The sequence below is a fragment of the Bifidobacterium intestinale genome (genome assembly GCF_023656765.1).
Taxonomy (GTDB): domain Bacteria; phylum Actinomycetota; class Actinomycetes; order Actinomycetales; family Bifidobacteriaceae; genus Bifidobacterium; species Bifidobacterium hominis.
The window spans coordinates 47,907-60,692 of sequence record NZ_JAMOKR010000003.1 but is presented as its reverse complement, the minus strand read 5'-3'; the positions used below and the strand labels follow the sequence as shown (position 1 = coordinate 60,692).

Genomic DNA, 12,786 nt, shown 5'->3' with positions numbered 1-12,786 from the left:
AAGGACGTGCGCCAACGCGCGTTTTTGCACGATCTACTTGTGGACCAGATGGCGCACAGCGTATCCCACGGTGATGACCAGCAGGTACGATGCCGAATGCTTCATCCCGGCTCCCGGTGCGGCTACGTGTTTGGCCTGGTGCCGTCTGTGATCGTATTCGTGCTCCCCTCCTTCTTCCTGAAGGAGGGGAGCATCTTTCGTAAGTAGCGACGTGTCGACTTGGTGGCCGTCCTGTTCGGCTACGTTTTTGTGCGTGCAGTGGATGGGCGGTACGTGTATTTGATGAAAACGATACGTTATACGATTAACGGCGTGTCGCGATGTGGGTGATTCCGGTGTTCTGCAAGAACGGCAGTATAGAGCCGAAGTTTACGTTTGCGACGCTGGGGGGACTGGTCGATGAGAGTGTTAACTATTGAGATAAACGATTAACGTTTGACATTAAACGATTAACGATTTATAGTGTTAACCACCGCAAGGAAACAACCACAAAGCAAGTGGCTGACGGGGTCGTACCGGTGCGTCTTACATCGGTACGGGGAGGAAACATCAAGGAAGAAGGAGCCTAATCATGGCACGAAGAAGTGTTCGCCTGTTGGCATCAATAGCTGCAGTCGCGACTATGGTCACGACGTTTGCCGCCTGCGGCAACAAGCAGGCCACCACAGACGAGAACGGCAAGCCAATCGTCAATATTCTGGTTCGTCGCAACGTGACCGACCATCCGATGCAGGACACCCAGTACACCAAGGATCTGGAAGCCGCCTGCGATTGCACCATCAAGTGGCAGGAAGTCTCCGACAACGCTTGGGGTCAGCAGAAGAGCGCCAAGATGGCCGCCGGTGAATTCCCGGACATTGGCTTGAGCTTGTTCAGCATGGTGGATGCGGCCAAGTACAGCACCTATTTCGAGGATCTCAAGCCGCATCTGGACAAGATGCCGAACGTCAAGAAGTTCCTCAAGGCCCAGCCGGGCGCCGCGAAGTACGTTACCGATGGCACCAAGATCGCCATGCTGCCCTCCGACCGCGGCAAGGGTTACGAGGTTTCCGGCACTCACATGTTCATCAACAAGACCTGGCTGGACAAGCTGGGACTCCAGATGCCGACCACTTGGGACGAGCTCGAGAACGTGCTCGATGCATTCAAGACCCAGGATCCGAACGGCAACGGCAAGGCTGATGAGGTGCCGATGAATATCCGCAGCCTCGGCTTCGGCCTGTGGAGCCCTCTGGCGCTGATGAACTCCGAAGGCGTGGTCACCTCCTTCATGGGCGGTGGCGCTTCCGAACAGGGCTATTATGTGGACAACGGCAAGGTTAAGAGCTATTACACCTCCGACGCGCTCAAGGACGTCGTCTCCTACCTGCACGGACTCATGGCCAAGGGCCTTATCCCGAAGGATGTGCTCACCCGCGACGCCTCGCAATACACTTCGCAGACCGTCAGTGACGGCAAGACCGCGCTGACCGGCGTCTCCTTCGGTTGGTCCAACTACGCCGAATACGGCAACGCGCTTGGCGACCAGTACGTCACCCTGCCGCCGCTGAAGAAGGACGCCTCCACGCCCGACTCCCAGGTCAAGTGGGATTATTCCCAGGACGCCTGCCGCTGGGCCTACTCCGGTTCCGGCCTGACCGTCAACCCGAACGCAGCCAACCAGGACGCCATCTACAAGGTGATCGACGCCATGTATGGCGAGAAGCTTTCCGTGGCTGGATTCTTCGGCTCTATTCCAGATATCGTCTCCGATGACGGCGACCACCAGTACACCATCGACAAGGCTAAAGCCTACGCCGAATATCCTGATACCCGCGCCGTCGCCCTGCAGGACCGCTTCGGTGGCTGGATTCGCGATGACGTGAAGATGGTCAACGACACCAACGCCGACCAGGTCACTGCGTCCGATTTGGCCATTCGTGAGGCGCGCAACCGCGTCGACGGCGTCAAGGATGTCGTACCGATTTACGTGCGCCCGGATACCGAGGACTCCAACACCCTGCAAAACAACAACACCGCCATCTCCAACTACGCGAACAACCAGATCGCGAAGTGGGTCCAGAAGGGCGGCATCGACAAGGAATGGGATGCCTACGTGAAAAAGGTGTCCGAACCGACCCTCGGCCTCGACGCCAACATCAAGATTTGGCAGAAGTGGTACGACAAGTACACCAAGTAGCCAAGTAATACCGCGGGGTCCATCGCACGGGTTCGTTTCTCTCCCGTGACTGCCGCCGGACCCCGCATTTTTGTTCCCTAGCAATCATCCTAAATTGGAGACCAACATGAGTGCACAAACATCGCAAGGCGTTGCTGCACGGACCGTGGCGATGGAAGCGGCTCCCGACCGCAAGAAACCAGGTCTGCTCGATCGCATCGCCGACCATTTACGTCGCTACTGGCAGTTGTGGATTCTTTCCGCTCCGGCATTGTTCTTCGTGGGACTGTTCTCCTACGTGCCGATGTGGGGCATCCAGCTCGCCTTCCGCGAGTTCGATCCGACCAAAGGCCTGACCGGCGGCAAATTCGTCGGTTTCAAATACTTCCTGGAATTCTTCCACAACCCGCTGTTTGGCGAGATCATGACCAACACCATCCGCATTTCCCTTTGGACACTGGTCATGGGCTTCATTTTTCCGATTATTCTGGCCCTGCTGATCAATCAGATCGGTTCTAAGAAAATCAAGGGTTTCGTACAAACGATCACCTACATGCCCCACTTCATCTCCGTGGTGGTCATCGTCTCCATGCTCAACATCTTCCTGACTCCTGGTACCGGCATTCTCGGTCGCTTCTTCGGTGATGAATCACTGATGGGCTCCACCAGCGCCATCACCGCGGTCTATTGGATCTCCGAAGTCTGGCAGCATGTTGGTTGGAACTCCATCATCTACCTGGCTGCGCTCGCCGGTGTGAACACATCGCTGTACGAGGCGGCGAAGATCGACGGTGCAGGCCGTCTGCAGTTGATTCGCTACGTCGATATTCCTGCGATCATGCCGACATGTGCGATCCTGCTCATCATGAACATGGGCTCCGTGCTCAACGTGGGCTTCGACAAGATCTATCTGATGCAGAATTCGCTGAACATGCCGGCCACCGAAGTCATCGCCACATACACCTACAAAATCGGTATTATCAATGGCCAATACTCGTATTCGACGGCAATTGGCCTGTTCAACACCTTGGTCAACTTCATCTTCCTGATCACCGCGAATGCAATCGCCAAGCGCGTTTCCGATACGAGCATTTTCTAGAAGGGTTTTATCATGTCTGCAACAATTGAGGCTGTTACCCAGAACAAGAACGACATTCCCTGGAACAAGCACGTGCGCCAGAAGCAGAAGCCGGGTGACCTGGCGGTGTCGGGCGTCATCAATGTGCTGCTGCTCCTGACCATTGTGGCGGTGCTCTATCCGCTGTGGTTCGTGGTCATTGCATCATTTTCAAATCCGAACGCCGTGGCCGGCGGTGAAGTGCTGCTGCTACCCAAGGGTGTGACCTTCGCTGGCTATGCTAAGGTGTTCGCCAACCAGCGCATCTGGCAGGGCTATCTCAACACCATCATCTATTCGGTGGTCGGCACCGCGGTCAACATGGCAGTGACCATTCCCTGCGCTTTCGCGCTATCCCGTCGCGAGTTCAAGCCGCGACGCGTGATCATGTTCCTGTTCACCGTGACCATGTTCATCGCCGGCGGCCTGATTCCGAACTACCTGCTGTACAAGAGCCTCGGCATCAACAACAGCATGTGGGTGTTCATCCTGCCTGGCGCGGTTTCCGTGTACAACGTGATCGTGGCCCGCTCCTTCTTCGAAACCTCTATCCCCGAAGAGCTCTTCGACGCGGCCCAAATCGACGGGCTGAGCTATTTTGGCTACTTCTTCAAGATTGTGCTGCCGTTAAGCTCCGCGATTCTGGCTGTAATTGGTCTGTACTACTTTGTCGGCCATTGGAACGACTTCATGACGGGCCTTATCTACATCACCGACGACAAGAAGCAGCCATTGCAGGTGGTGTTGCAGCAGTTGCTGTTGGTGGCGCAGGGTACTGGAACCAATGTTAACGCGGCTGCGCAGCAGCAGGCCGCCGATCAGATCAAGTTCGGCATCATCATCGTCTCTACTCTGCCTCTGCTTGTGCTCTATCCGTTCTTGCAGAAGTACTTCAACAAGGGTGTGATGCTCGGCGCGGTCAAGGGGTGAGTCAAACGCAATCCGACAAGAAACAACCAATCTAAAAGCCAGCCGATAGAAAGGATTCGCTATGCTTGCCCGCTTCTCTGTGGCCTACGAGCGGTTCTGCCGTCTGCTAGTCGCGATTTTCGTGGTCAACGTGGCTATACTCGCGCACACTCTGATGGGAGCCGTCGTGCTGGGATTTCTCCCCTCGTTCGCGGCTGCGCAGGCTACGTTCCGTGCGTGGGTGCTTTCTGAGGACCGTTCAATGCGGGCCAAGGAAGTTTGGAAGACGTTCCACGGCTTCTGGAAAAGCGAAGTCAAGCGCGCGAATCTTTTCGGTTGGCCTTTGATTATTCTCTGGGCCGTGGTCATCGTCGACTACTACGTAATGAACTGGCATGCTCGCGGCGATTTCGACATCATGGTTTCCGGCGTGCTGCTGCTCATCATCGTAGTTTTGGCAGTGTTCTCGTCCTTGGTTTGGGTGGTGCGCGCGAACTATGAAGAGAGCCCCGTCTGGATTGTTCGTACAACACTGGCGATGATTGTGGCACGCCCGTTGTGCAGCCTTCTGCAGGTCGGACTGCTGATTCTTACCGTGCTTGTATGGGTGCAATGGCCTGGAATTCTCATGGTGTTCGGCTTGTCGCTGCCGATGTTCTGCACAGCCTGGATTATTTATTCATTCGGCCGTCTGCCTGGAATGGACATTCATGACCGCATGGAACAGAGCACGGGCCACGCCCGAAACCAGACATCGTGACATGTTCGCAAAAAAGGGGGTGATAAAATGGTGCAGTCGTCAGTAAGGCAACGAGTGAACAGGTCCAAACGATTGGTATCCATCAAAGACATAGCTAAGGAAGCGGGTGTTTCCGTATGCACTGTGTCTTTGGTTATGAACAACAAGGATCACAATCGCGTCAGCAAGGCGGTTGCGCAGAAAATCCGTGCGACTGCCAAGAGCATGGGGTACAAGCCCAATTCTGTGGCGCGCACCCTACGTACCAGCAAATCCAATACTCTGGGATTTGTGACCGATGAGATCGCCACGACCCCGTACGCGAGCAAGGTACTCGAAGGTGCGCAGGATGCCGCGAGCAAGCTCGGATACATACTGCTTACCACGAACACCAATAATGACGCCGAACTTGAGAACCAAGAAATATCCGCCCTGCTCCGATACAACGTGGATGGCTTCCTATACGCCATGATGTTCCACCGCAAAGTGGACATTCCCGAAGTCTTGGAAGGTAGCCCGACCGTAGTGGTGGACAGTGAGGATGCAGCGGGGCGAGTTCCCTCGGTCTACCCCGATGATGAACTGGCGGGGTATGACGCCACCAACCGTCTGATCCAAGCTGGATGCAGACGCATCGTCTACTACGGTTCCGCAACCTCCATCGTCGCGCAAGAGCAACGTCTGACTGGTTACCGACGTGCGCTTGCGGAAGCGGGCATTCCATTCGATGACGCTTTGGTTGTCGAAGTATCGGAATTTACTAACGCGGACGATGAAGCGGCGCGGGTGTTCGACGAAATCAAGCCGGACGGCATCTTTTGTTTCAACGATGTGCGCGCCACTTTCATCTACGAAGCCGCACGCGAACGCGGAGTGCGCATCGGCGCTGACGTGTCGGTGATCAGCATCGATAACCAGCCGTTCATCACTAATGTGATCAAACCATCACTGACTACGCTGGAACTACCCCATTATGAGATGGGTTTTGAAGCGGTTCGGCAACTTGTCGCCATACTTGACGGCGACAAGGCCGTAGCCGATCTTGAGTCCGATCGTGGCATGGCGGTGCAGAGGCAACGTGATGGCAGCAAAACAGCATTGCGCTGCCGCATCATCGAACGCGATTCCATCGTGTCGTGACGGACGTTTCTTTCCGTATTTGTTTTTCTAATTATCTGTTTTTCAATGCGTAGCCACGTGCTATCCGATCATGTGGCGCTGTGGAGGAGATCATTATGCCTGACAACTATTCCGTTGCCATCGAAACCGGCGGCTACCGTCTGCTGGAATTGTTCGCCGAAAGATGCGGCGATGACGCTGCCGTCACCATTACAGACGGGGACGGCCATCAAATCGCCAGCCATGCCATGCCGGTGGCCGAGCGTCGTCACCATTTCTTGATTCCGGTGCCGACGAACGTGCGTATTACGGTGAGTGCGCACCGACTGACCGTACGGTTCGCCTACTTGTCCGAGTGTGAGAATCTCCTTGATGAAGGCGTGCGTTTCATCAGCATGAATCCGTACGACAATGAATGGGATACGCAGCCGACGCTGGAGCAGATCTATGATCGCTTCGCTCGCCCTGCGGCGCATTTCGAGCCATTCGCTCGCTGGATGAATGATCCTAACGGCCTGTGTCGTTTCCAAGGACGCTACCATCTGTTCTACCAATTCAATCCGTATGGTTTTGGCTGGGACAATATGCACTGGGGGCATGCGGTGAGCCGCGATCTGGTGCATTGGACGCATCTGCCAATCTTCCTCGAACCGCAGCCGGAGCTGCATATCGACGAACGCATCGTTGGTGGCGCGTTCTCCGGATCCGCGGTGACGGTGGATGCGTGTGACAATCCCTGCAAGGGTGATGATGCGGCCGCTATTCGCCTGTATCTAACCCGGCACCTGGAGACTCGCGGAGACGAATCGTCTGTTACTGAATACCAGACCACCTGCTTGTGTGAGGATGGCGTGCATGTGAGTGTCGAATCTCCGGTCGCGTTGCGCGTTAACGATGGTTTTGGCTTCGATTTCCGCGATCCGAAGGTGGAAACCGGCATGTCTGGCGAGGCTATCAATCCGGAACGCGCTTACATGGTGACCGCCACGAATCTGCCGGTCTCCGAATTCGATACTGATGCTGTGTCCTCCGCGGCGCCTGGCATCAGCGTACAGGGTACAGACGGCTGGTTCACATGCGGTCCGCAAGGCAGGCCCGGCACCGACAAGCCCAATATGGACACGGTGCCTGCCATGGCGCTCTTCTCCGCGAAGAAACCACTCAAGCGCAACGTGACGTGGCAGTATGAAGGACCGGTGCTCGCCGATTTCGGCCACCAGCTATCGCGTACCTACGAATGTCCTGACCTGTTCCAGCTCGACGGCAAGACAGTCGCCATCGGCGCGTTGATGCACTACCGTGACAAGCAAGGTCGTTTCCAGCAGGTGCGTTGGTATGTTGGTGATCTCAAGGACACCGCCGAAGGTCCACGTTTGCAGGTAGAGAACAGTGATTGGTGTGATTTCGGTACCGGCTACTATGCCACGCAAAGCTTTGCCGACGACGGGCGTCGTATCGTGTTCGGCTGGTATACCGACTTTCCCGCGATGCGTGTGGAAAAGCCGTGCATCGCCAACGGCATGATGTCGCTGCCACGTGAACTGCACGTGCGTGACGGCCGCTTGACCAGCCGTCCTGTCAAAGAAGCGTACGAGCAGCTGCTAGGCGATCGTTTGGAAGCGCATGCAGACGAAAACGGGACCTTCTTTATTGTGCCGAACAACGCGTATTACACGGACATGCATCTGGCCGACGATGACGATTTCACAATGCTCATCGCGACCGGTACCAATCCCGCCAATGGTGATTCGACTGAATTGCAGCTGCAGCGTCGCGACGGCGTGACCCGACTGGTCACGAAGGGAACAGTCGTGGACGACATCGATTTCGATAGCGGCATCGCCGATGTTCGTCGCGTCGAAATCTTCTTCGACCGTAATGTGGTGGAAGTCTTCCTTAACAACGGCGAAGCGGCCGGCAGCATGCTGTTCCAAGGTGCGGACGGCGATGGCGAGTTCCGTTTTGTTGCCGACGGCAAGGTCGATTGCGTGGATGTGCGTGTGCTTGACGGCATCTGGCGGTGACATACAGCTGCTGCAGAGGCAGGTGATATCCGACAGTCATCTCAGTATGTAAGGCAAATAGACGAAAGGCACGTGTTTTGGCACGTGTCTTCCCTATACTTGAGGGCACGTCCGGCAATTCGCCGAGACGGCAACTGGATATTCGCACCTAACGTTTAGGGAGTTCCATGAACAAGGCAATCATCACCGTCGTCGGTCAGGATACTGTCGGCATCATCGCACGCGTCTGCACATACCTTTCCGAACATCAGGTCAACGTGCTTGACATTTCCCAGACCATCATCGACGGTTTCTTCAACATGATGATGATTGTGGATTATTCCAACGCCGACAAGGAATTCGGCGAAGTCGTGGACGATCTCGACAAGCTTGGCGAGGAGATCGGCGTGCGCATCCGCTGCCAGCGTGAAGAGATCTTTACCAAGATGCACCGCGTCTGATCCATCAGGGTTCATCGGTAAGGAGCGAAGGAACACATCATGCTGAATATCATGGAGGTCCACGAGACCAACAAGATGATCGAGCAGGAGAAGCTCGACGTACGCACCATCACCATGGGCATCAGCCTGCTGGACTGCGCGGCCGACAGCGTCGACGAAGTCTGCGACAACATCTACAACAAAATCACCACGTACGCCAAGGATCTCGTATCCACCGGCAAAGCCATCGAACGCGACTACGGCATTCCGATCGTCAACAAGCGCATCACCGTCACCCCAATTTCCTTGGTCGGCGCAAGCTCGTGCAAAACGTCGGATGATTTCGTGAAAATCGCGCATGCGCTTGACAAGGCGGCGAAGAAGGTCGGCGTCGACCTGATCGGCGGCTACTCCGCTCTCGTATCCAAGTCCATGACCCCCGCCGAAGAGCTGCTCATCCGCTCCCTGCCGAAGGCGCTGAGCGAAACCGACATTGTCTGCTCGTCCGTCAACGTGGGATCCACTAAGACCGGCATCGACATGAACTCCGTCGAACTGCTCGGCCACATCATCAAAGACATCGCACATGCCACCGCAGATAACGATTCCTACGGATGCGTGAAATTCGTGGCATTCTGCAATGCCCCCGACGACAACCCGTTCATGGCAGGCGGCTTCCATGGCGTAACCGAAGGCGACGCGGTCATCAACGTCGGCGTTTCCGGCCCCGGCGTGGTTTCCCGCGCGCTCGACGAAGCCAAGGGCAAGGACTTCGAATTCCTGTGCGAAACCATCAAGCGCACCGCGTTCAAGATCACACGCGTCGGCCAGCTGGTGGCACAGGAGGCATCCCGTCGCCTCGGCATTCCATTCGGCATCATCGACCTTTCCCTCGCGCCAACCCCGGCCGTAGGCGACTCTGTCGGCGAAGTGCTTGAGAAGATCGGCCTCGAACAGGTTGGCGCACCGGGCACCACCGCGGCGCTCGCCATGCTCAACGATCAGGTGAAGAAGGGCGGCATCATGGCGTCCTCCTACGTCGGCGGACTTTCCGGCGCGTTCATCCCCGTCTCCGAAGACAAGAACATGATCGACGCGGCAACCAATGGCTGCCTGAAGATCGAAAAGCTTGAGGCCATGACCTGCGTGTGTTCCGTCGGCCTCGACATGATCGCCATTCCGGGAGATACCACCGCATCCACCATTTCCGGCATCATCGCCGATGAAGCCGCGATCGGCATGGTCAACCAGAAGACCACGGCTGTGCGCGTGATTCCGGTTGAAGGCAAAGGCGTAGGGGAGATGGCCAACTTCGGCGGCCTGATGGGATATGCGCCGATCATTCCAGTCAACCAGACCAGCTGCGAAGCTTTCGTGACCCGAGGCGGTCGCATCCCTGCCCCAATCCACAGCTTCAAAAACTAGCCCCTCCCTTCCCTCTTCCCGATGCATGCTTGTCGCGTGCGATTCATTCTTGCGATCTGTGCTTGCGTTGGGTGCATAAGCTGCTGTAATAGGGAGGTCGCAGAAGAGCGGGATATTCTATTCGCGACACACTCAAGGCCGTTCGGCCAAGCTTACGGTCTCGAACAGAATATCCCGCTCTTCTGCTCGCTTTCGTACATTTCGTTGTGTCTTGCATAAAAGACAAAGAAACTTACTTAAGTTGAACTCAGCGTAGCGGGAGAGGCGGCGGGGTCTGTTTCAGACCGTAAAGACTTGGCCTGAGCGGCCTGGAGCGTGTCGGGGACAGACCCCGCCGCCTCTCCCGCGGAACTTGTTGTGCAAAAACAAGTAAATTATTGGAAAACCTAGAAGTTGGCAGGCAGGGGAGGGATCACTGGCCGCCGGCGAAGCCTAGCTGGCGCCAAGCTTCATAGATGGCGATGGACGCGCAGTTGGTGAGGTTCAGGGAGCGCAGGCTTGGGCGCATTGGCAATCGCACCTGTTCGGTCACGTGCGGCCCGGCCATAATATCCATCGGATCGGGAATATTGCCCGGCTCCGGGCCGAACAGCAGAATGTCGGTCGGTTTGTATTCGATGTCGGTATACAGTTTGGTGGCATGTGCGGTGAACGCGATGATGCGAGAATTCGGCATGGATTCCACTAGGTTTTCAAAATTCGGGTGTAATACCACGTGCGCCATGTCGTGATAATCCAATCCGGCGCGGCGCAGCTTCGTATCGCGCAGATTGAATCCAAGCGGCTCCACCAAATGCAGGATCGTGCCGGTCACTGCGCACAGGCGGATTGCCGAACCGGTGTTGCCTGGAATTCGGGGGGAGTAGTAGCACAGGTGGGGCGTGGAGGTTTCGGCTTTTGCCGCGTCTTCGGCCGACAGCATCGCGTCGACTACGGAAATCGGATTGCCGTGCGCATCGGTCACGAGTTCGTCCGGACCGTAATTCGATTTGCGGTAGCCGTATTCGAACATTTTCTCGACTTTGGCTTCCGCTGCGTTTGCGCCTTGCGCGTCATTGGTATGCTCTTCGTTCGTCATGAATGCAAGAATAGGTACGATGAACGACACGAATGGGAATAATGCCGAAATCGAAAACGCCGAAGCTGTGGCGGTCGCGCTCGCCGAATGGTGGCATGCCTCGGCGCGTGATCTGCCGTGGCGATTCGGCCGTGCCACACCATGGGGTGTGCTTGTTTCCGAGGTGATGAGCCAGCAGACGCAGATGAGCCGTGTGGTGCCGTATTGGAACGATTGGATGGAGCGTTGGCCTGATGCGGCTGCGCTTGCAGGTGCGGCGAAATCTGATGTGATCACTGCCTGGGGCAGGCTTGGGTACCCTCGGCGCGCGTTGCGCTTGCAGGAATGCGCTCGTGTGGTCGCTTCCGACTATGGCAATGAGCTGCCGCGAACATACGATAAGCTGTTGGCTCTGCCGGGGATCGGCGATTACACGGCCAGCGCAGTGATGAGTTTCGCATTCGGCGAGCGCATCGCGGTGGTAGATACGAATATTCGCAGGGTGCTTTCGCGGGTTTTCCTTGGTGTGGAGTCGCTTGGCGGTGCGGCGAGTCCTGCTGAGCGTGCGTTGGCGAGGCAAGTGTTGCCACAGGATGGTGTGTCGAAATGCAGGCGGTTCGACCGTTCTTCGGTGGTGTGGAATCAGTCGGTTATGGAATTGGGTGCGATTGTGTGTGCGGCGAAATCGCCGTTGTGTGAGGTGTGTTCAGTTTCTTCGCTGTGTGTGTTTTTGCGTGATGGACGACCGGGATTGGGGGAGCGTCGTACAAGGCCGCGTCAGCGTTTTCAGGGTACGGATCGTCAGGTGCGTGGGCTGGTGCTGAATGCGTTGCGTAATCTGCCGGAAGGTGAGATTGCCGTCGATCGTAAGTCGCTTGAACGATTGTGGAATGATCATATCCAACTTGACCGTTGTATCGCGTCGTTGGATGAGGATGGTCTTATTGAGATCCTGCCGAATGCGGCTGTGCGTCTTCCGGTATGAAAAGGCGGGTGCCGATGTTCTTTGGATGCGCGCACGCTAGACTGTGGAATCATGGCACAGAAGACGTTCTCGAAATCCGGCAAGAAGCGTTCGAAAAAACAGCAGACGATATTTCGTCGTCGTCGCATTGTCTTCGGTATTGCGGTGGTGGTGCTGGTCTCTTTTCTGGTGTTTTGCCTGTATTCCCTGTCTAGGGGGATTGTTGCGGTGAATCGGGAGATTCATCATGCGGATGTGTATGCGATTTCCCGTAAGGAAGTGCCGTCCCCGACGAAGAAGAAGAAAAGCGGGGTGCCGGATTGCAGCGCGACGAATGTTGCGCTTTCGTTGACTCCTGCGGCGTCGAGTTTCGGCGTGGGCGGTTCGATGGATTTTACGACGGATATCAAATATGACGGTTCCAGCAAGGTCGGCTGTTTGGTTGATATATCGGCTTCCAACGTTGTGTTGACGATCAAATCGGGCGATGATGTGATTTGGAAGTCGAATGTGTGTCCTGTGGATGCTGATTATCGTCTGTTGGCGAAGGGCGACGAGGTCAAGCAGACGATTACTTGGCCGGGAACGCGTACCGGCAGTGAGTGTGTGGAGGAATCCACCCTACCGAAGGTGGATCGGGGCGTGTATTCGGCGCAGCTTTCACTTGAAGGGCATCCCAAAGCCAAGTCCGATCCGGTCGGCATAACTGTCGAATAAAAATCTACAGGATATGTTATTCTCATGACTTTGCGTACATGCGTGTCATATAGCGGGCACGCTGACAAAGAAGAAGCGCCCGCGTACTAGGCATATGGTGGCCAATGGGAGCGCTTCCAGGGAAACATATCGAAACGA

The 12,786-nt window shown here is 56.0% G+C and carries 11 protein-coding genes; 10 read left to right on the top strand and 1 reads right to left on the bottom strand.

Features of this window, described 5'->3' with window-relative positions; genetic code table 11:
* The first annotated feature begins 571 nt into the window (after positions 1-571).
* From NBH13_RS04930 to NBH13_RS04895, 8 genes are all read left to right on the top strand, one after another.
* On the top strand, positions 572-2,179 hold the full coding sequence (locus NBH13_RS04930) for a type 2 periplasmic-binding domain-containing protein (RefSeq protein ID WP_039199152.1): 1,608 nt from the start codon (positions 572-574) through the stop codon (positions 2,177-2,179).
* Positions 2,180-2,285: 106 nt separating this feature from the next.
* Positions 2,286-3,257, top strand: a complete 972-nt coding sequence (locus tag NBH13_RS04925; protein WP_012578329.1) for an ABC transporter permease — start codon at positions 2,286-2,288, stop codon at positions 3,255-3,257.
* A gap of 12 nt (positions 3,258-3,269) precedes the next feature.
* Complete coding sequence (locus NBH13_RS04920) at positions 3,270-4,205, top strand: carbohydrate ABC transporter permease (protein WP_039199151.1); 936 nt, start codon at positions 3,270-3,272, stop codon at positions 4,203-4,205.
* A 61-nt stretch (positions 4,206-4,266) separates the two neighbouring features.
* Entirely contained in the window at positions 4,267-4,944 is a 678-nt protein-coding gene (locus NBH13_RS04915) for a YesL family protein (RefSeq protein ID WP_039199150.1), read from the top strand.
* Between the two features lie 27 nt (positions 4,945-4,971).
* A complete protein-coding gene (locus tag NBH13_RS04910; RefSeq protein WP_250779157.1) occupies positions 4,972-6,063 on the top strand; it encodes a LacI family DNA-binding transcriptional regulator in 1,092 nt (363 codons plus the stop codon).
* A gap of 95 nt (positions 6,064-6,158) precedes the next feature.
* Positions 6,159-8,066, top strand: a complete 1,908-nt coding sequence (locus tag NBH13_RS04905) for a glycoside hydrolase family 32 protein (protein ID WP_039199148.1) — start codon at positions 6,159-6,161, stop codon at positions 8,064-8,066.
* A 167-nt stretch (positions 8,067-8,233) separates the two neighbouring features.
* A complete protein-coding gene (locus tag NBH13_RS04900; protein ID WP_034879504.1) occupies positions 8,234-8,506 on the top strand; it encodes an ACT domain-containing protein in 273 nt (90 codons plus the stop codon).
* Between the two features lie 39 nt (positions 8,507-8,545).
* Positions 8,546-9,910 (top strand): PFL family protein, encoded by a 1,365-nt coding sequence (locus NBH13_RS04895; RefSeq protein WP_004221323.1) that lies wholly within the window; start codon positions 8,546-8,548, stop codon positions 9,908-9,910.
* A 412-nt stretch (positions 9,911-10,322) separates the two neighbouring features.
* Here the strand turns inward: NBH13_RS04895 and NBH13_RS04890 are convergent, their stop codons facing one another.
* Positions 10,323-10,988 (bottom strand): tRNA (cytidine(34)-2'-O)-methyltransferase, encoded by a 666-nt coding sequence (locus tag NBH13_RS04890; RefSeq protein ID WP_081995912.1) that lies wholly within the window; start codon positions 10,986-10,988, stop codon positions 10,323-10,325.
* Positions 10,989-11,007: 19 nt separating this feature from the next.
* On the opposite strand from NBH13_RS04890, the gene NBH13_RS04885 reads away from it, so the two are divergent.
* Together NBH13_RS04885 and NBH13_RS04880 are read left to right on the top strand one after the other, a co-directional pair.
* The gene (locus NBH13_RS04885; RefSeq protein WP_250779156.1) at positions 11,008-11,952 is read left to right on the top strand and encodes an HhH-GPD family protein; all 945 of its coding nucleotides are present in this window, start codon (positions 11,008-11,010) and stop codon (positions 11,950-11,952) included.
* Positions 11,953-12,003: 51 nt separating this feature from the next.
* Positions 12,004-12,648: a hypothetical protein gene (locus tag NBH13_RS04880; protein WP_099571705.1), complete on the top strand. Its 645-nt coding sequence runs from the start codon at positions 12,004-12,006 to the stop codon at positions 12,646-12,648.
* Positions 12,649-12,786 lie beyond the last annotated feature (138 nt).

Coding starts and splice junctions, on each gene's coding strand:
- NBH13_RS04930 (WP_039199152.1), top strand. CDS start 572: ATGGCACGAAGAAGTGTTCGCCTGTTGGCATCAATAGCTGCAGTCGCG.
- NBH13_RS04925 (WP_012578329.1), top strand. CDS start 2,286: ATGAGTGCACAAACATCGCAAGGCGTTGCTGCACGGACCGTGGCGATG.
- NBH13_RS04920 (WP_039199151.1), top strand. CDS start 3,270: ATGTCTGCAACAATTGAGGCTGTTACCCAGAACAAGAACGACATTCCC.
- NBH13_RS04915 (WP_039199150.1), top strand. CDS start 4,267: ATGCTTGCCCGCTTCTCTGTGGCCTACGAGCGGTTCTGCCGTCTGCTA.
- NBH13_RS04910 (WP_250779157.1), top strand. CDS start 4,972: ATGGTGCAGTCGTCAGTAAGGCAACGAGTGAACAGGTCCAAACGATTG.
- NBH13_RS04905 (WP_039199148.1), top strand. CDS start 6,159: ATGCCTGACAACTATTCCGTTGCCATCGAAACCGGCGGCTACCGTCTG.
- NBH13_RS04900 (WP_034879504.1), top strand. CDS start 8,234: ATGAACAAGGCAATCATCACCGTCGTCGGTCAGGATACTGTCGGCATC.
- NBH13_RS04895 (WP_004221323.1), top strand. CDS start 8,546: ATGCTGAATATCATGGAGGTCCACGAGACCAACAAGATGATCGAGCAG.
- NBH13_RS04890 (WP_081995912.1), bottom strand. CDS start 10,988: ATGACGAACGAAGAGCATACCAATGACGCGCAAGGCGCAAACGCAGCG.
- NBH13_RS04885 (WP_250779156.1), top strand. CDS start 11,008: ATGAACGACACGAATGGGAATAATGCCGAAATCGAAAACGCCGAAGCT.
- NBH13_RS04880 (WP_099571705.1), top strand. CDS start 12,004: ATGGCACAGAAGACGTTCTCGAAATCCGGCAAGAAGCGTTCGAAAAAA.